This window comes from Pseudomonas sp. CC120222-01a (genome assembly GCF_003097235.1).
In the GTDB taxonomy this organism is placed as follows: domain Bacteria; phylum Pseudomonadota; class Gammaproteobacteria; order Pseudomonadales; family Pseudomonadaceae; genus Aquipseudomonas.
This window is the reverse complement of the sequence record NZ_QEQQ01000002.1, coordinates 420,650-439,698: the sequence shown is the minus strand read 5'-3', so window position 1 is coordinate 439,698 and position 19,049 is coordinate 420,650. Positions and strand designations below refer to the sequence as shown.

Below are 19,049 nucleotides of genomic sequence, written 5' to 3'. Positions count from 1 at the left end.
GAGAAACGATTTCGTTTACCATTGTTTCCGAATATGTAGCCGTAAGCGAGGAAGTACCCGCATGACGATTCGCCCGCAACCGCTGATGCGCACCCTGGCCGCCGCAGTTCTAAGCCTGGTGATCGGCGCTCCGGCCGCCCTGGCAGACGAACCGGTCACGCTGACCATGTACAACGGCCAGCACAAGGAAATCGGCGAAGCCATCGCCAAGGCCTACGAGGCCAAGACCGGTATCCACATCAATATCCGCAAGGGCAGCAGCAACCAGCTGGCCAGCCAGATCATCGAGGAAGGCGACCGCTCGCCGGCCGACATCATCTATACCGAAGAGTCCCCACCGCTGAACAACCTGGGTGAGCTGGGCCTGCTGGCGAAGATCGATGCCGCCACCGCGAACATGGTGCCCACGGAATACGTAGGCGCCAACGGTACCTGGATGGGCATCACCGCCCGTACCCGCATCGTGGTGTTCAACCCGAAGAAGGTCGACGAGAAAGACCTGCCGACCACGGTCATGGATTTCGCCAACCCGGAGTGGGAAGGGCGCGTCGGCTATGTACCGACCAGCGGCGCCTTCCAGGAACAGGCCGTGGCCATCCTGAAGATGCACGGGCGTGAAGCCACCGAAGAATGGCTGACCGGCCTGAAGGCCTTCGGCAAGACCTACACCAACAACATGGTCGCTCTCAAGGCCGTGGAAAAAGGTGAAGTCGCTGCGGTACTGGTGAACAACTACTACTGGTATGCGCTGCAGCGCGAGCGCGGCAAGCTCGACACCAAGCTCTATTACCTGGCCGATGGCGATGCCGGCAACCTGGTCACCATCTCCGGCGCTGCCGTGGTCAAGGCCAGCAAGCACCCGAAAGAATCTCAGGCCCTGCTCAACTGGATGGCCAGCGAAGAAGGCCAGCGCGTGATCACCCAGACCACCGCCGAGTACCCGCTGCACAAGGGCATGGTCTCCGACCGCGGCCTGAAACCTTTCGAAGACTTGCGCCCGCCGAAGATCTCGCCAGCCGACCTGGGCAATGCCGAGGAAGCGCTGGAGCTTGAACGCGAGGTCGGCCTGCTCTGATGACCGCCGCCCTGTCCGAGCCGGCGCAGGTACGTTTCGTGCCGCGCCGCAAGCGCCCCTCGATCTGGGTGCTGCTGCCTGTGCTGTTCCTGGTGGCGATGAGCTTGCTGCCGCTGCTGTACGTCGCCATGAAAGCCTGGGAGGCCGGCTGGCGCGAAGCCCTGCACCTGCTCTGGCGCCCGTTCGTCTGGGGGTTGATGAAGAACACCCTGATGCTGATGGCCGGGGTGACGCTGGCATGCATGGTAGTCGGCCTGGCCCTGGCCTGGCTGCTCGAGCGCAGCAACCTGCCCGGTCGGCGACTATGGGGCGTGGTGCTGTGCCTGCCGTTCGCGGTGCCGTCATTCGTCAGCAGCTTCACCTGGGTGTCGCTGAGCTCGGATTTCGAAGGCCTCGGCGGGGCGATCCTGGTCATGGCACTGTCCAAGTACCCGCTGGTGTTCCTGCCGGTGGCGGCAACCCTGCGCAACCTCGACACGTCGCTTGAAGAGTCGGCGCGCACCCTGGGTTACAGCCGCTGGGGCGTGTTCCGCAAGATCACCCTGCCACTGCTGTGGCCGTCGATGCTGGGCGGCGCACTGCTGATTGCGTTGCACATGCTGGTCGAGTTCGGCGCGCTGTCGATCCTTGGCCTGCAGACCTTCACCACGGCGATCTACCAGCAATTCGAACTGGAGTTCAGCAACGCCAACGCGGCGATGCTCTCGGCTGTGCTGCTGGCGCTGTGCCTGCTGATGCTGTGGCTGGAACTGCGCGTGCGCGGCAAGGCTCGGCATGTGCGTATCGGCCAGGGCGTGGCACGCCGTGGGCAGCCGGTGCGACTGCGTGGCTGGATGCCGTTGGCGCAGCTGTTCTGCCTGGGCCTGGCGATTCTCGGCAGCGGCATTCCGCTGGCCATGCTGGGTTACTGGTTGAGCGTGGGTTCGTCGGCGGCCTTCCCGGTGGCGGCGATCAGTAAAGCGTTGCTGACTTCGCTGTCGGTGTCGCTGGGTGGCGCAGGTTTCTGCGTGCTACTGGCCCTGCCGGTCAGCTTCCTGGTGGTGCGCTACAAAGGTCGCCTGGCGATCTGGGCCGAGCGCCTGCCGTACCTGTTGCACGCCCTGCCCGGCCTGGTGATCGCGCTGACGCTGGTGGTGTTCTCGCTGCACTACGTGCCGGCGCTGTACCAGACCACCGCACTGTTGCTGCTGGCCTATGCGCTGCTGTTCCTGCCGCTGGCCCAGGCGCCGGTGCGTACCGCGCTGAACAAAGCCTCGCCAACCCTCGAAGAAGCAGCCCGCACCTTGGGTGCCAGCAGCTTCGCGGCGTTCTGCCGGGTGACCTTGCCGATCATCTTCCCGGCGCTGGCGGCGGCGTTTGCGCTGGTGTTCCTTGATGCCATGAAGGAGCTGACCGCTACCCTGCTGCTTAGCCCGACTGGCATGACCACCCTGGCCACCGAGGTCTGGGCGCATACCGCCAACGTCGAGTTTGCGGCGGCAGCGCCTTATGCGGCGTTGCTGATTGTGGTCTCAGGGTTGCCGGTGTATCTGCTGACTACGCGGATGTATTTGAACAAGGCTTGAGAACGAATCCAGGCTGGCGAGCAGCCTGGATTTTCGAACAACAGACACGGACTTACCTCCAGTACTCTATCCAGACAAAAAACAGCACAATCAGTGCAATCAGCACAATTTGTACCGTCCACAAGCGCACTAACAGCCTCTGCAGGTCGACGGGAGCATTACTCACATCATCGCTATTTAATAGCCCCTTTCGAACACTAAAACTTCTCATAGATAGCATTGCAGAAATTGACCCTAGCCGCATGACTTTCCCGAGCAACCCAGCATGAGAATATATTTCTCTATTCACAGCCACCATTCGGCTATTTGACAAGACCGATTCGACGCGATCCAAATATCGATACGCAACAAATATCCACACACCAAACATCAAAAACGGCGAAGTCAATACAATCACACCAAGTAATGCCAGGTGTAAATTACTCATCGCACTGCCTCATACAGAATCTCTCCGACTCTTTCTCCCAAAACTTCGCCAAACTCACCGCCAGCGATACCTCCAGCCGCCCCACCCAAGACCACGCATGCGAAAGTTGCCGTTCCACCGGTGGGTATACCCACAGCAACACATGCGATTGGCCCCAAGACGCCCCCGACATATCCACCAACTCCTCCCAGCCCCAAGCCACCAACGAGCGAACTCCTCTCCACATACTTAGCCTCTCTACACTCCTCCTCCCGCCCAAGCACGCAAGCGTTACGAATTGACAGTTCGGTTGACGCCACATCAAGTGCCATCCCTAAATACGTACCTTTTTTACCCAATTAGCCGCCTTAGCCACACCAGATATTTTTGCTGCATACCCTTTAATCTCACCACCGTGAAGAAATCTTTTGGTAGATATATCCAGCGCATTCTTGATTTTGCCCCGTCTGCGCAACCCTGACCCATACGCAGCCATACTATCTAGCTGCGCCTCCAACTTCAAAAACAGCGCTGTACGCTTCGAGTAGAATTCATTACGAGCTTTCAACGTGCCTTGATGCAAGTAGTTTCGGTGTAGCTGCTCTATTTCCTCTAACGTTTTCTTGATAGCTTCAAGATGCTTACTCCAAGCGTCACTAGCTGTACCGGCGCCGATGGCCGCACGGGACAGCAAGCTCTGCAGCAGCTCAAAATTCTCCAGAAGGAACCCGTCAAACCCACCGCCGTTCAATTCGATGTCAAGGTGTATACCTAAGGCCTTACCCATGAGAAATGCCTCATGAGCAGTACAGGACGGCGTGCTTGGGTCACCTACGATTATCAGTTCGCCAGGGAAAACAACAGTGTTGACGATATGCGCGTTCAACACATCAAACTTGGCCCGCTGGTTCCCGTTCATGGGTGTATCGGCCTTCAGCGACCCATAGGACTGCGCCTGTGGATTGATGAAGCTACGTGCCTCGGACATGGTCGCACCTCACGCATACTTCTTGTTACTGATGCGATCCCAGCCGCCGGTCACATTGCCGCCGGCGCTACCATCGAGACGTTTCTGCCGCGTGTAGGTGGTCTTGATGCGTCCGTAGTTCAGCTGCACCACCTCCATTGGCACTCCGGTACTGGCACTCTGGGCGTAGTCGGCGATGATCACTTCTTCGAGGACGACTTCGTAGTATTTGAGCTTGTCACCACCGGCGCGGCAGACCACCAGCTTCACCTCCTTCAGGTGCTGACCGGCGCAGCTGGCGCTGTCCAGATGCTTGGTGAAGGAGAAGTTGGTGAGTGTGGTACGGCCTGATGATGCGCCGCCTGCAGAGCTGGCGGTGGCAGAGGTGCTCTGGTTGACACCGAACTTGTAGCCAGCAATCTCGATCCAGTTGGTGAATTGCTCGTCCAGTGCTTCGCCAGCAATTTCGGTGATTTGAATATAAGCATCGAAAGCCATGCTTACCTCTCCTTGGCAATATTTGGGCTGAATAACGACAGCGCTCTCGCATTGTCGTCTTGCGGTTGTGCCTGAAAAGCAGACGGCGGATTAGCACCGTCGCCTCGAGGCCTGGTTGACACTAGTTCCCTGTGCCAAGCCACGCAATAGCACGCACGTTCCCAAGCAAACTTTGGGAAATTGCCTACAAGATTGGGTAAAAATTCTGATTTATTAGGTAAGGATATGTTGCTTACCGACGTTTGAAACGATGGCCCTGCAGGTTGCCCAGCATCCGCCGCAAGATCACACCATGAACCCTTCCGACCGGCACCATGTACAAACGGCCGAAGGTGTTGAAGCACCTAACCGATGTGGTCACTTCCAACTGCGCGAGGCCGTACTCCCCTCTCGACACATCCATGCAGACCATCACCGCCAGGTGCGTATCACGCGAAGTCAGCACTAGTTGCTGGTCGCTGATGGCCTCGACGGTGAAGAAGTCCAGGTGCTCGCCGACAGCTGGCACATGCGCTGGATCGCGGGTAGAGAAGCCGTGGATATCGGCGACATTGAATCGACGCGAGATGAAGTCACGAATGCGGAAGGCCCTGGCTAGCCAGCCTGGGACATCCGAGGTCATGGCGCAGTAGGCTTGCAGGGCCGTCATCGGGGCAGTGAGCTTTACGCTGGCACTGTGGAGAAAATCGAGGTCGGCCTGGGCGGCGACCAGTTGGGCGGACATGAGCAACTCCCTTTGTCATGTGTCGCTGACAGCCTAGCAAAACCGCTCGGTGTGAGATCAGCTGTCTTGCTCAATTTCCAGAATTTAGCGCGATCCCCGTGGGAGCGGCCTTGCGTCGCGAAAGGGCCGCGAAGCGGCCCCAGCAATAGATGTGTTTACGCGGATATCCTGGGACCGCTTTGCGGTCCTTTCGCGACGCAAGGCCGCTCCCACAAGAGGGGACCGCGCAAGCTTCAAGCCCTGAACTGACCAAGGCTGGCGCGCAATTGGGCCGCCAAGTCATCCAGCACCTTGCTGCTGGCGGTGGTCTGCATCACCACTTCGGCCGAGCGCTCGGCTTGGGCATGGATGTTCTCCACCCGACCCCGCACCGCTTGCGCGCCATGGGCTTGCTGCTCAGCAGCGCGGGTCGCCAGGCCGATGGCCGCGTGCACCTGCTCCACGGCGGCCTGCACTGACTGCTGGCGACGCTCGTTATCACGCAACACCAACAACCCTTCGCTGGCCTTGAGTCCGGCTTGCCCGATAGTCGCCACCGCTTCCTTGGCACCTTTCTGCAGGGCGGCGATGTGCGCTTGAATGTCGCCAGTCGAGCTTTGGGTCTTGCTCGCCAGCGCACGCACCTCATCGGCCACTACGGCAAAGCCGCGCCCCGTCTCACCAGCGCGTGCGGCTTCGATTGCGGCGTTGAGGGCCAGCAGGTTGGTCTGCTCGGCGATGCCATGGATGACAGTCAGCACCACTTCGATCTGTTCGCTCTGCTTGGCCAGGCGTTCGATTACCTGCGAGCCGGTTTCCACCTGCCCGGCCAGGTTCTCGATCAGACTCGCCAGTTGCGTGGAGGAACGGCTGTTCTCGTCGGTTGCCTGGCGAATGTCCACTACCTGCTGCAACGCCGCCTGCATGGCGTGGCTTTCGGCCTGGGCCTCGTCAGCCATGCTCGACAGGTCGCGCAGACTGGCGGCCACTTCGTCACGCTGCAATGCCGCCGCGGCATCGGCACCAGCGTTGCGCTTGGCCATTGTGCCGATCTCGACGCCGGTACGCTGGGCTACCTCGCCGGCCTCGCGGACGATGGGCTGCAGTTTGTCGACGAAGCGATTGACCGCCGACGCCATGTCACCGATCTCGTCGCGGCTGTCGAGGGTCACGCGCTTGGTCAGGTCGCCTTCGCCAGCAGCCAGATCATTGAGCGCGGCGATCAGCAGGCGCAGCTTGCTGAGCACCCGGCGACCTAACACCACAGCCACCACCAGCAGCACACCCAGACCAACCACCACCAGGCCCAGGCCAATCCGCCAACGCAGCTCGGCGGCCGCATCACGCACGGTCTGTGCGGTGTTGGCCTGCATCGCGGTGGCGCTGGCCTGTGCGGTTTCCAGGCGCTCGCGCAGGGCTTTGCCACTGTCGGCAGCCGCAGCGCCCAGGCTATCGCCGACCAGTTGCTCGCCGCTGGCGATCAAGGCACTGAAGCGCTGGTCGAGGGCCTTGAGCTCCTGATCAACGCCAGCAGTAGAAACACCCATCAGGACTTTGCCGATCTCGGCACCATTGGGGTTGATCGGCGCTTCGACGAAATACACCGAAGGATCGCGACGCGCGGCGTCGAGCACCTTGTCCAGCGCTCGCTCGCCCTGCCCCTTCTCGATCAAAGCCTGGTTGATCGGGTTCTGCCGGTTCAGGTAGCGGGTCAGGTGTTGGCCCTGGGCGTCGTCGTAGATCACAAACAGCACGTTGGGGTTGCGCTGGGCGCGGCGGGCGAAGTCGGAGAGCATCGGCACGTCGTTATCCCAGATCGCCCGCGGGGCGACCGAGGCCAGCAGCTCGGCCATATCGTTGGCCGAGTCCTTGAGGTTTTTCTCCAGGGTGGCGCGCAGCTGCTGCTGTTCATCCTGCAGCCGCGTGGATAGGCCCGCACTCAGACGCTGACGAGTGCTGCTGGAAAGGCTCTCAAGGCCCCCGCGCACGTCCTGCCCGGCCTGCTCCAGCTCACCGGCGAGCTGGCGACTGTCATTGCCCAGGCGCTCGCCCAGGTCGGCCTCCAAGGCCGTCACGGTGCTACGGGTCAGCGCAACGGCAACCAGCACCTGCACCAAAAGGGCGATACCAAGGGCAACAAACACAGGCCGCAAGAGGCGGCTTCGTAACAGTGAAAGGATGGCAGACACGGTGTAACCCTCGTGTTTTCTGGCGCCACTATTTTGATGGCATCTACAGAAACTTCTTACAGCAAGGGTTGTGCCGCACACAGCAGGGATAAGCGCCAAGGTTTAGCAATGGGTTTTCCTGTACGGGCCTCTTCGCGGGTTTACCCGCGAAGAGGCCGGCACAGGTGAACCCCACAAATGAAAACGCCGCGATCCTTTTCAGGACCGCGGCGTCAGATCAGCCTGGAGGGCAGATCAGGCGAACGGATGACGCAGGACGATGGTCTCGTTGCGGTCCGGGCCGGTCGAAATGATGTCGATCGGCGCGCCTACCAGCTCTTCGATGCGCTTGATGTAGTCACGTGCAGCTTGCGGCAGCTCTTCCAGGGTTTTCACGCCCAGGGTCGATTCGCTCCAGCCTGGCATCTCTTCGTACACCGGCTCCAGGCCGATGTAGCTGTCGGCATCGGAAGGGGCGTCGATGACGGCACCGTTCTCGTTCTTGTAGCCAACGCAGATGTTGATGGTTTCCAGGCCGTCCAGCACGTCCAGCTTGGTCAGGCAGATGCCCGAGATGCTGTTGACGTCGATGGCACGACGCAGGATGACGGCATCGAACCAGCCACAACGGCGGGCACGGCCGGTGGTCGAACCGAACTCGTGGCCACGCTTGGCCAGGGTGGCACCGGTCTCGTCGAACAGTTCGGTCGGGAACGGACCGGAACCCACGCGAGTGGTGTAGGCCTTGGTGATGCCCAGGATGTAGTCCAGGTACATCGGGCCAACGCCGGAACCGGTGGAGATGCCGCCAGCGGTGGTGTTGGAGCTGGTGACGTACGGGTAGGTACCGTGGTCGATGTCCAGCAGCGAGCCCTGGGCGCCTTCGAACATGATGTCCTTGCCAGCGCGACGCAGGTTGTGCAGCTCGGCGGTGACGTCCAGCATCATCGGCTTGAGCTGTTCAGCGTAGGCCATGCACTCGTCCAGGGTCTGCTGGAAGTCGATGGCCGGCTCTTTGTAGTAGTTCACCAGCTGGAAGTTGTGGTAGTCCAGCAGCTCACCCAGCTTGGCAGCGAAACGCTCGCGGTGGAACAGGTCGCCGACGCGCAGGCCGCGGCGTGCAACCTTGTCTTCGTAGGCTGGGCCGATGCCACGGCCGGTGGTGCCGATCTTGGCTTCGCCACGGGCTTTTTCACGGGCCTGGTCCAGAGCCACGTGGTACGACAGGATCAGCGGCGCAGCCGGGGAGATGCGCAGGCGCTCGCGCACCGGTACGCCCTTCTCTTCCAGCTTGGTGATTTCACGCATCAGGGCGTCCGGCGCAACGACCACGCCGTTGCCGATCAGGCACTGTACGCCTTCACGCAGGATGCCCGAGGGAATCAGGTGCAGAACGGTTTTCTCACCGTTGATCACCAGGGTGTGGCCCGCGTTGTGGCCACCTTGGTAGCGCACTACGGCGGCAGCATGTTCGGTCAGCAGATCGACGATCTTGCCTTTGCCCTCATCACCCCACTGGGTGCCCAGGACGACGACATTCTTACCCATTACATTGGTCCTCATTCACGCAAACTTGGTTGCCGGCCTTTGCCGACGCAGAAACTCACTGGGCCAGCGGCAGAACCTGCCAGCGCCCGTCTTGCTGAATCAATTGCCGATCACAATCCGCCTCGAGAGCAGCACTCAACGGCTGGCCAGGCAGAGCCTGGACCACACGCTGGCCCTCGTTGCGCAACTGGCAGACCTGCTGCCAGAGGGCCGCGTCGCCACTGTCCGGCATCCAGATGCCGCCAGTTGGCAATACGACCTCCGCTCGCCCCAGTGTGACCAGGGTCTTCAAATCCGTGGAGAAACCGGTAGCCGGGCGTGCCCGGCCGAAGTCGGCGCCGATGTCGTCATAGCGGCCGCCCTGGGCGATCGATTGACCCTCGCCCGGGACGAACACGGCGAACACCACGCCGGTGTGGTAGTTGTAGCCGCGCAGCTCGCCGAGGTCGAAGTACAGCGGCAGGTCCGGGAAGCGCGACGCCAGCCGATCAGCGATCGCCAGCAGGTCGTCGAGCGCCGCCAGGACGCTGGCCGGGGCACGGCCCAGGCGCACGCGGGCTTCGGCCAGCACTTCACGGCCGCCGCACAGCTCTACCAGGGCGCGCAGCATATTGCCCAGGTCCTTCGGCAGATCGGCAGTCAGTGCCTGCACTTCATCGACCGACTTGCGCTGCAGGGCGTCGAACAGTTGCTGCTCGACCGCGCCCGACAGGCCAGCGGCACGGGCCAGGCCGCGGTAGATACCGACGTGACCAAGATCCATGTGCACGTCGGCAACGTCGGTCAACTGCAGCGTGGCGAGCATCAGGCTGATGACTTCGACATCGCTGGTCGGGCTGGCGTCGCCGTACAGCTCGGCACCCAGCTGAATCGGGCTGCGCGAGGTGGACAGGGCACGCGGCTGGGCATGCAGCACGCTGCCGGCGTAGCACAGGCGGCTCGGGCCTTCACGGCGCAGGGTATGGGCGTCGATGCGCGCCACCTGCGGGGTGAAGTCGGCGCGGAAGCCCATCAGGCGGCCCGACTGCGGGTCGACCACCTTGAAGGTGCGCTGATCCAGGTCCTGGCCGGCGCCGGTGAGCAGCGACTCCAGGTACTCGATATGCGGGGTGACGACCAGCTCGTAGCCCCAACTCTGGAACAGGTCCAACACCTGGCGGCGCGCGATTTCGATGCGCGCAGCCTCAGGTGGCAGTACTTCCTCGATGCCATCTGGCAGCAGCCAGCGGTCTACCGTTGCCATTACGCCATTTCCCCTCTGGTCCGGGCGGCTTGCCAGCTGGCGAGCCGTCAGTAAAGCCGGTATCGCGCACAGCAGCGGGCAGCACTGATCCCAGCGCAGCCACTGTACCCGATACCCTCAAATTGCCTTGCGAGCTGACCAAACCGTCAACTGGCGCTTTGCCAATCAACCTTGCAGACGCAAAAAAGCCGGGAAATTTCCCGGCTGCCTCATCATACACCCCTTTTCATTCAGGATGCACCCCGCCTGGTGTTTTAGCTGCCAGGCGGGGCGCCGCTGCATGAATATCAGGGCCTGAGCATTACGGCTTGCTCTTGTCCAGGAAGCGGAAGAACTCGTTCTTCGCGTCCAGCACCAGCACGTCGCTCTTGCTCGAGAAGCTGTCGCGGTACGCCTGCAGGCTACGGTAGAACGCGTAGAAATCGGCGTCCTGGGTGTAGGCCTTGGCGTAGATGGCGGCCGACTGAGCGTCGCCGTCACCACGGGTCTCTTCCGCCTCGCGGTAGGCTTCGGCCAGCAGTACACGGCGCTGGCGGTCGGCATCGGCGCGAATACCTTCGGCCAACTCGTTACCTTTGGCGCGGTGCTCGCGGGCTTCACGCTCACGCTCGGTGCTCATGCGGTCGAACACGCTGCGGTTGACTTCCTTCGGCAGGTCGATGGCCTTGACGCGCACGTCAACGACCTCGATACCCAGCTCCTTGCTGGCCATGCGGTTCAGCGATGCGGTGATGTCAGCCATCAGCGCGTCACGTTCACCGGAAACCACCTCGTGCAGGGTGCGCTTACCGAACTGGTCACGCAGGCCGCTTTCCAGACGACGCGACAGACGCTCGTCGGCGATCTGCTTCATGCCGGAAGTGGCGGTGTAGAAGCGCTCGGCATCCTTGACGCGCCACTTGGCGTAGGCGTCGACCATCACAGCCTTCTTCTCCAGGGTCAGGAACCGCTGGGTCGGGGCGTCGAGGGTCATCAGGCGTGCGTCGAACTTGCGTACCTGGTTCACGTACGGAATCTTCACGTGCAGGCCAGGCTGGACATCCGCCTGGACCACCTTACCGAAGCGCAGCAGTACCGCACGCTCGGTCTGGGACACGATGTAGAAGCTGTTCCAGGCCACAATGGCCAGAACCACGGCGGCGATCAGGGCGATCAGCGATCGGTTGCTCATCAGCGGCTCTCCCTAGTGCGCAGTGGCTGCTGTTGCTGTTGCAGGTCCTGCGCGGCACGCGTGGCCGCATCGTTGACCGACGGGCTGACGCTGGTGCTTGGCGCGGACGCGTTGCGGCTGCCTTCGACCATCTTGTCCAGCGGCAGGTAGAGCAGGTTGTTCTGCCCGTCCTTGGCCGTGACCAGGACCTTGCTGGTATTGCTGTAGACCTCTTGCATGGTCTCCAGGTACAGGCGCTGACGGGTCACGTCAGGGGCCTTGCGGTACTCGGCGACCAGCTTGGTGAAGCGATCAGCCTCACCCTTGGCGCGGGCGATGACTTCGTCGCGGTAACCGTTGGCGTCCTCGATGATGCGCTGGGCCTGACCGCGGGCTTCCGGCACCACGCCATTGGCGTAGGACTCGGCCTGGTTGCGGGCACGCTGCTCGTCTTCGCGGGCGCGGATCACGTCGTCGAAGGCTTCCTGCACTTCACGCGGGGCTGCCGCGCTCTGTACGTTGACCTGGGTGACGGTGATACCGGTGCGGTAGTTGTCGAGGAAGCGCTGCAGGCGCTCGCGGATATCCACGGCCATCTGCTCACGGCCCTCGGTCAGCACCTGGTCCATCGAGGTGGAACCCACCACGTGGCGCAGGGCGCTGTCGGTCGCATGCTGCAGGCTGACCTCAGGCTGGTCGACGTTAAGCACGAAGTCCTGCAGGTTGCTGATCTTGTACTGGACGGTCAGCGGCACCTCGACGATGTTCTCGTCTTCGGTGAGCATCTGCCCCTGCTTGGTGTAGGCACGCTCGCGCGTGACGTTTTCCATGTACTTGCGATCGATTGGCGGGAAGTAGATGTTCAGGCCGGGACCGACCGTCTCATAGTACTTGCCGAAGCGCAGCACCACGGCCTGCTCCTGCTCGTCGACCACGTACACGGCGCTGTACAGCCAGATTGCAGCAAGCACCGCCAGGCCAATGCCCAGCAGACCATAGCCGCCACCCTTGCCGACATTGCGGTCACCGCCGCCACGTTTCTTGCCACTGCCGAACATGCCGTTCAGGCTGTCCTGCAGCTTGCGGAAGGCCTCGTCCAGATCCGGCGGACCCTTCTTGTCGCCACCACCGCCGCCACCGCGACGGCCGCCCCAGGGATCCTGATTGTTCGAGTTGCCACCCGGCTCGTTCCAAGCCATAGCGCTCTCCATCTGATAAAGCAAAGACGCGCCCACGGCGCGCCGTCCAATGCTACAGAATGCCTGCCACTGCTGCCCGGCGACCTCACCGGGCATTTATTGCAAAGTGTGTTGCTCGACAAACACTTGCGGCTCCATGCCTTCACGACTGACCAGGCGATTCAACTCGACCCTGGGCAGGCGAACATTCAGCAGGCTGCGCCCTTCTTCGTCATGCTCTTCACTCCGCACGGCACCCAAGGCAAAGAATTGCGCGCGCAAGCGGGCAAAACGCTGCTCCAGACACAGGGTACCGACAAACAGATCATCCCCCAGCAACTCGGCAATCGCCTGGCCGACCAACTCCAGGCCACGTCCATCGCGTGCCGATACCCAGACCCGCTGCGGTTTGCCATCGGCATCGCGCTGAATCTGCGGCTCGACATCTTCGAGCAGGTCGAGTTTGTTATAGACCTCGAGGATCGGCAAGCCTTCGGCACCGATCTCGCCCAACACGGCCAGCACTTGCTCGATCTGCTCCATGCGCTCTGGCTCATGGGCGTCGATCACATGCAGCAGCAGGTCCGAGTTGCTCGATTCTTCGAGCGTAGCCCGAAATGCCTCGACCAGCTTGTGCGGCAGGTGACGAATGAAGCCCACGGTGTCGGCCAGCACGATCGGGCCCAGGTCGGCCAGTTCGAGCCGGCGCAAGGTCGGGTCGAGCGTGGCGAACAGCTGATCGGCCGCGTACACCTCGGATTCGGTCAGGGCATTGAACAGTGTGGACTTGCCGGCGTTGGTATAGCCGACCAACGAAACCGAAGGGATATCCGCGCGCTTGCGGCCACGACGGGCCTGCTCGCGCTGGCTGCGCACCTTTTCCAGGCGCCCCTTGATCTGGCGGATGCGTACCCGCAGCAGACGGCGGTCGGTTTCCAGCTGGGTTTCACCCGGGCCGCGCAGGCCGATACCACCCTTCTGCCGCTCAAGGTGGGTCCAGCCGCGCACCAGTCGCGTGCTCATGTGGTCGAGCTGGGCCAGTTCGACCTGCAGCTTGCCTTCATGGGTACGCGCCCGTTGGGCGAAGATATCGAGGATCAGCCCGGTACGGTCAAGCACACGACACTCGAAGACTCGCTCGAGGTTGCGCTCCTGACTGGGCGTGAGGGTGTGATTGAAAATCACCAGGTCTACCTGTTCGGCTTTGACCAGGTCGCGTAGTTCCTCGACCTTGCCGCTGCCAATCAGGTATTTGGCCGTAGGCTGATGCCTGGCTACCGTGGCCAACGAGACGATGTCGGCTCCGGCCGACAGTGCCAGTTCCTGAAACTCCTGCGGGTCTTCGCGCGCCTCAGGGTTCTGACCTTCCAAGTGAACGAGCAACGCCCGCTCACCACCACCGTGGCGCTCAAAGAACAATGCAGGCTCCTATCAGGCGTTGCCTGGCTCGCTGTCGCCGTGCTCGCCGTCGGTCGGGCTTGGCAGGCGGACCGGACGGGCCGGAACGACGGTCGAAATGGCGTGCTTGTAGACCATCTGGCTGACGGTGTTCTTCAGCAATACCACGAACTGGTCGAAGGATTCGATCGAGCCCTGCAGCTTGATCCCGTTGACCAGATAGATCGATACCGGGACCTTTTCTTTTCTCAGTTGGTTCAAGTAAGGGTCTTGTAGCGAATGCCCTTTTGACATATGCCGCACTCCTGTAAGGATAAATAAATAGAAAATCAGAAAAATTGATAAGTCAGGCCGCCCCTTCGCAAGAATAGACGGCTATCAGCAGGGACTCAGCTCAATATGGAGACGGCCCCAAGGTATTTCAAGGTGCGGGACAGATTGTCGCAGGCCAGGCTGTCAAGCCAATGCACGTCAGGCCAGCCACGCAACCAGGTGAACTGCCGCTTGGCCAGCTGTCGAGTGGCAATGATACCGCGTTCGCGCATCTCATTCTCAGTCAGCTTGCCGTCGAGGTAGTCCCAGACCTGTCGATAGCCCACTGCCCGTATAGACGGCAGTCCGGCGTGCAAGTCACTTCTGGCTCGCAGCGATCGGACCTCGTCGATGAAGCCCTGTTCCAGCATCTGTGAAAATCGTAACGCAATTCGCTTATGCAGAATGTGACGATCCGCAGGCGCAATCGCCAAACTTGCGACAGTATAGGGCAAATGCCCGCCAGCGCCTGCGTCTGCGCCGCTACTTTCCGCGAATTGACGCTGGCGATGAGCCGTCATGCTCTCGCCGCTCACCCGGTAAACTTCCAGCGCGCGGATCAGCCGCTGCGGGTCGTTGGGGTGAATGCGCGCCGCTGATTCCGGGTCGACCTCCGCCAGTTGCCGGTGCAACTCGGCCAGGCCCAGCGCCTCGGCCTGGGCTTCGAGCTCCGCACGCACGGCGGCATCGGCCGCTGGCATGTCTGCCAGGCCTTCGATCAGCGCCTTGTAATAAAGCATGGTGCCGCCGACCAGCAGCGGAATCTTGCCGCGCGCGGTGATATCGGCCATCGCTTCCAGGGCGTCGGCACGAAATTGCGCCGCCGAGTAGCTTTCAGCCGGATCGCGGATATCGATGAGCCGGTGCGGGTAGGCCGCCAGAATCTCTTTGGAAGGCTTGGCCGAACCAATGTCCAGGCCGCGATAGACCAGCGCCGAGTCGACACTGATCAGCTCGCAGGGCAGGACCTTGGTCAATTCGATGGCGAGGTCGGTCTTGCCGGCCGCCGTCGGGCCCATGAGGAATATTGCTGGGGGTTTGCCGCTCATGTCATCGACCGCGCAGGAATAGTTTGTCCAGATCGTCCAGGCCCATCTGGGTCCAGGTCGGACGGCCGTGGTTGCACTGGCCGCTGCGCTCGGTGTTTTCCATGTCGCGCAGCAGGGCGTTCATCTCGGGGATCGCCAGGCGCCGGTTGGCGCGCACGGCGCCGTGGCAGGCCATGGTGCCGAGCAGTTCGTTGAGGTGCGCCTGGATGCGGTCGCTGGTGCCGTATTCCATCAGGTCGGCGAGTACGTCCTGCACCAGGCGATTGGCCTCAGCCTGCTTGAGCAGCGCCGGAATCTGGCGGACCGCCAGCGTCTCCGGCCCCAGGCGCTGCAGTTCGAAGCCCAGGCGCTGGAACCACTGGCCGTGCTCCTCGGCGCAATCAGCTTCGCGCTGGCTCAGCGCCAGGGTTTCCGGCACCAGCAGCGGCTGGCCGCTGAGGCCTTCGCTGGCCATGGCCACCTTGAGGCGCTCGTACATGATGCGCTCATGGGCCGCGTGCATGTCCACCAGCACCAGGCCGATGGCGTTCTCGGCGAGGATGTAGATGCCCTTGAGCTGCGCCAGGGCGTAGCCCAGCGGCGGGATGTCGCCCTGGCTTTGCGGAAGCGCCGAGGGGGCAGGTGCGCCCTCGCTCAGTGGCTTGTAGAACTCGCGGTAGACCGCCTGGGACTCGGCGGCCGGCAACGGCTGCGAAGGGCGCGGGGTGTACTGGTACTGGTAACCGGCGCCACTGCCGCCATTGGAAATGGAGTGTTGCGGCTGTTCGAGCACTGGCGAGGCCAGGCGCATTTCACCCTGCGGGCCGAATTCACCGACCTGCTGCCCTGTCGGGCGAACCACTTCTGGCACGGCGGCGGGCGCAGCCAGCTGATCTTCCGGGCGCACGTCAGCCAGGGCCCGGTGCAGCGTGCCATAGAGGAAGTCATGCACCGAGCGGCCTTCGCGGAAGCGCACTTCGTGCTTGGTCGGGTGCACGTTGACGTCGACGCCATTCGGCTCGAGTTCGAGGAACAGCACGAAGGTCGGGTGCCGGCCGTTGAACAGCACATCGCGGTAAGCCTGGCGTACGGCATGGGCGACCAACTTGTCACGCACCGCACGGCCGTTGACAAAGAAGTACTGCAGATCGGCCTGGCTGCGCGAGAACGTCGGCAGGCCAACCCAGCCCCACAGCCTCAGGCCATTGCGCTCGACGTCGATCGGCAGCGCCTGCTCCATGAAGCCCGGCCCGCAGATGGCGCCGACCCGCCGCGCACGGGCAGTTTCATCATGCGCCTCATGCAGGCTGAGAATGCTCTTGCCGTTGTGGCGCAAGTGGAAGCCGACATCGAAGCGGGCCAGGGCCAGGCGACGGATGACTTCCTGCAGGTGATCGAATTCGGTCTTCTCGGCCTTGAGGAACTTGCGCCGGGCCGGGGTATTGAAGAACAGGTCGCGGACTTCCACCGAAGTGCCAACCGGATGCGCAGCGGGCTGCACGCGCGGGGTCATGTCACGGCCTTCAGTCTCGACCTGCCAGGCCTCACCAGCGCTGGCAGTACGCGAAGTCAGGGTCAGGCGCGCCACCGAGCTGATCGATGCCAGCGCCTCACCGCGGAAGCCGAGGCTCAACACGCCTTCCAGGTCTTCCAGCTCGCGAATCTTGCTGGTGGCGTGACGGGCCAGGGCCAGCGGCAGGTCGTCGGCGGAAATGCCACTGCCATCATCACGCACCCGCAGCAGCTTCACACCGCCCTGTTCGACTTCCACATCAATGCGCCGGGCACCGGAGTCCAGGCTGTTTTCCAACAGTTCCTTGGCCACCGACGCCGGGCGCTCGACCACCTCGCCGGCGGCAATCTGGTTAGCCAGCCGCGGGCTGAGCAGCTGGATGCGCGAACCACCACTCATTGCGAAGCCAGCGTGGTAGCGGGGATATCAAGGTGCTGGCCGACCTTCAGCTCATCGGTCTTGAGGCTGTTGTTACTGCGCAGGCTGCTCACGCTGACCTGGTAACGCACGGCGAGCATCGCCAGGGTTTCGCCCGGGCGCACGGTGTGTTCACGCGGCCCCTGGGCAATCTTGCCACTGTCACGCAGCCAGGCAATGTAGGTGCCGGGCGGCGGGTTCTGCTGGAAGTACTGGCGCACGCCGGTATGAATCGAACGCGCCAACGCCTGTTGATGGCTGGCGCTGGCCAGCTTGGCCGCTTCGTTGTTGTTCGAGATGAACCCGGTTTCAACGAGGATCGACGGGATATCCGGCGACTTCAGCACCATGAAGCCTGCCTGCTCCACCCGCTGCTTGTGCAGCGAGGTGACACGCCCCATGTTGCCGAGCACCTTCTGCCCGACGTTCAGGCTGGAGCTCAGCGTGGCGGTCATCGACAGGTCGAGCAGCACACCCGCGAGCATGCGGTCCTTGTCGTCGAGGCTGACGTTGCCGGCACCACCGATCAGGTCGGAACGGTTTTCCGTGTCGGCCAGCCAGCGTGCGGTCTCGGACGTCGCGCCACGGTCGGACAGGGCGAACACCGAAGCGCCGAAGGCGGCGCGCGACGGCGCGGCGTCGGCGTGGATCGAGATGAACAGGTCGGCACCCTTCTTGCGGGCGATCTCGGTGCGCTTGCGCAGCGGGATGAAGTAGTCACCGGTGCGGGTCAGCTCGGCGCGATAGCCCTTCTCGGTGTTGATCTGGCGCTGCAGTTCCTTGGCGATCTGCAGCACGATGTCTTTCTCGTGCTGGCCGCTTGAGCCGGACGCACCTGGGTCTTCGCCGCCATGGCCGGCATCGATGGCCACCACAATGTCGCGCTTGCCGCTAGGCACCGGTGGCAGCTTGATCGCTGGCTGAGCGGGGGTTACCGGCACAGCTGGCGTGGTTGCAGGGGTTTGCACCGGCGTTGGCGGCGGGGTCGGCGCCGTGGCGGCTATGGCGTCGGCCTCCTGGTCGTACAGATCGACCACCAGGCGGTTGCCGTACTGGGCATTGGGCGCCAGGGTAAAGCTCTTGGGCGTGACCGACTTCTTCAGGTCGACCACCACGCGCAAGTCGGTAGGGGTACGTTGGGCCGAGCGCACACTGCTGATCGGCGTATTCGCGGTCGACACGTTCAGCGGCGCGGCCAAAGTCGCACCGTTGATGTCGATCACCAGGCGATCGGGTGCACTGAGGGTGAAGACGCTGTGCTGCACGGGGCCGGACAAATCGAAGACCAACCGCGTGTTGTCCGGCGCGCGCCACAGGCGCACGCTCTTGACTTGAGTGACGGCCAGAGCGTCAACGGTCACCGCTGTCAGCAGCAATCCAACGACAGCGACCAGTGCGCGTATGCGCATACCTACCCCACTTACTGTTTATAGTGTTCGGCCAGTGCAGTGCACCAGGCCTCGCCGCGAGCCCCCTGCGGCGTAAGGTCAAGCGAGCGGCCGCCCGCTTGGGGGCTTATGGTAATGGTCAGGTCGGGCTTTGGCAAAACGCCCGCACCCTTTTGTGGCCATTCGAACAGGCACAGCGGATCGCCCTCGAAATAGTCACGAATGCCCATGAACTCCAGCTCTTCCGGGTCGACCAGGCGATACAGGTCGAAATGGAAAGCGCGTATTTCACCAATTTCGTAGGGTTCTACCACGGTGAAAGTCGGACTTTTCACTGCACCAGTATGGCCCAGCCCACGAATCAGGCCACGCGAGAGCGTGGTCTTGCCCGCCCCCAGGTCGCCTTCAAGGAAAATCACGCCACGACCGCCGGTCACCTCGGCCATTTTTGCGCCGAAATCGACCGTGGCCGCTTCATCGGCCAGAAACAGG

The 19,049-nt window shown here is 62.4% G+C and carries 15 protein-coding genes and 2 pseudogenes; 2 read left to right on the top strand and 15 right to left on the bottom strand.

What is annotated here, in order from left to right:
• Nucleotides 1-61: 61 nt before the first annotated feature.
• Together N430_RS04890 and N430_RS04885 are read left to right on the top strand one after the other, a co-directional pair.
• Nucleotides 62-1,075, top strand: a complete 1,014-nt coding sequence (locus tag N430_RS04890; RefSeq protein ID WP_110633516.1) for an extracellular solute-binding protein — start codon at nucleotides 62-64, stop codon at nucleotides 1,073-1,075.
• Complete coding sequence (locus tag N430_RS04885; protein WP_110633513.1) at nucleotides 1,075-2,640, top strand: iron ABC transporter permease; 1,566 nt, start codon at nucleotides 1,075-1,077, stop codon at nucleotides 2,638-2,640. The genes N430_RS04890 and N430_RS04885 overlap by 1 nt, the downstream gene beginning before the upstream one ends.
• Before the next feature lie 423 nt (nucleotides 2,641-3,063).
• Here the strand turns inward: N430_RS04885 and N430_RS04875 are convergent.
• From N430_RS04875 to tsaE, 15 genes and pseudogenes are all read right to left on the bottom strand, one after another.
• Nucleotides 3,064-4,034, bottom strand: a pseudogene (locus N430_RS04875) (hypothetical protein).
• A gap of 9 nt (nucleotides 4,035-4,043) precedes the next feature.
• Entirely contained in the window at nucleotides 4,044-4,511 is a 468-nt protein-coding gene (locus N430_RS04870; protein WP_110633507.1) for a type VI secretion system tube protein Hcp, read from the bottom strand.
• 232 nt (nucleotides 4,512-4,743) lie between these two features.
• Nucleotides 4,744-5,235 (bottom strand): DUF2867 domain-containing protein, encoded by a 492-nt coding sequence (locus tag N430_RS04865; RefSeq protein ID WP_110633504.1) that lies wholly within the window; start codon nucleotides 5,233-5,235, stop codon nucleotides 4,744-4,746.
• A gap of 233 nt (nucleotides 5,236-5,468) precedes the next feature.
• The gene (locus N430_RS29945) at nucleotides 5,469-6,173 is read right to left on the bottom strand and encodes a methyl-accepting chemotaxis protein (RefSeq protein WP_371260276.1); all 705 of its coding nucleotides are present in this window, start codon (nucleotides 6,171-6,173) and stop codon (nucleotides 5,469-5,471) included.
• A 201-nt stretch (nucleotides 6,174-6,374) separates the two neighbouring features.
• Nucleotides 6,375-6,587 (bottom strand): annotated as a pseudogene (locus N430_RS29940) (methyl-accepting chemotaxis protein); the annotation flags it as partial.
• A 1,050-nt stretch (nucleotides 6,588-7,637) separates the two neighbouring features.
• On the bottom strand, nucleotides 7,638-8,930 hold the full coding sequence (locus tag N430_RS04855; protein WP_003249542.1) for an adenylosuccinate synthase: 1,293 nt from the start codon (nucleotides 8,928-8,930) through the stop codon (nucleotides 7,638-7,640).
• Between the two features lie 55 nt (nucleotides 8,931-8,985).
• Complete coding sequence (locus N430_RS04850) at nucleotides 8,986-10,173, bottom strand: ATP phosphoribosyltransferase regulatory subunit (protein ID WP_110633498.1); 1,188 nt, start codon at nucleotides 10,171-10,173, stop codon at nucleotides 8,986-8,988.
• A 301-nt stretch (nucleotides 10,174-10,474) separates the two neighbouring features.
• Nucleotides 10,475-11,344, bottom strand: a complete 870-nt coding sequence (gene hflC, locus N430_RS04845) for a protease modulator HflC (protein WP_103445892.1) — start codon at nucleotides 11,342-11,344, stop codon at nucleotides 10,475-10,477.
• Nucleotides 11,344-12,522: an FtsH protease activity modulator HflK gene (hflK, locus tag N430_RS04840; protein WP_110633495.1), complete on the bottom strand. Its 1,179-nt coding sequence runs from the start codon at nucleotides 12,520-12,522 to the stop codon at nucleotides 11,344-11,346. The genes hflC and hflK overlap by 1 nt, the downstream gene beginning before the upstream one ends.
• A 96-nt stretch (nucleotides 12,523-12,618) precedes the next feature.
• A complete protein-coding gene (hflX, locus tag N430_RS04835; RefSeq protein ID WP_110633492.1) occupies nucleotides 12,619-13,920 on the bottom strand; it encodes a ribosome rescue GTPase HflX in 1,302 nt (433 codons plus the stop codon).
• A gap of 12 nt (nucleotides 13,921-13,932) precedes the next feature.
• Complete coding sequence (gene hfq, locus N430_RS04830; protein ID WP_060510654.1) at nucleotides 13,933-14,193, bottom strand: RNA chaperone Hfq; 261 nt, start codon at nucleotides 14,191-14,193, stop codon at nucleotides 13,933-13,935.
• A gap of 95 nt (nucleotides 14,194-14,288) precedes the next feature.
• Nucleotides 14,289-15,260: a tRNA (adenosine(37)-N6)-dimethylallyltransferase MiaA gene (gene miaA, locus N430_RS04825; protein WP_110633489.1), complete on the bottom strand. Its 972-nt coding sequence runs from the start codon at nucleotides 15,258-15,260 to the stop codon at nucleotides 14,289-14,291.
• Between the two features lies 1 nt (nucleotide 15,261).
• Nucleotides 15,262-17,151, bottom strand: coding sequence for a DNA mismatch repair endonuclease MutL (gene mutL, locus N430_RS04820; protein WP_110633486.1), 1,890 nt, complete (start codon nucleotides 17,149-17,151; stop codon nucleotides 15,262-15,264).
• Nucleotides 17,148-18,578, bottom strand: a complete 1,431-nt coding sequence (locus N430_RS04815) for an N-acetylmuramoyl-L-alanine amidase (protein ID WP_110633483.1) — start codon at nucleotides 18,576-18,578, stop codon at nucleotides 17,148-17,150. The genes mutL and N430_RS04815 overlap by 4 nt, the downstream gene beginning before the upstream one ends.
• Before the next feature lie 11 nt (nucleotides 18,579-18,589).
• On the bottom strand, nucleotides 18,590-19,048 hold the full coding sequence (gene tsaE, locus N430_RS04810; RefSeq protein ID WP_371922761.1) for a tRNA (adenosine(37)-N6)-threonylcarbamoyltransferase complex ATPase subunit type 1 TsaE: 459 nt from the start codon (nucleotides 19,046-19,048) through the stop codon (nucleotides 18,590-18,592).
• Nucleotide 19,049 lies beyond the last annotated feature (1 nt).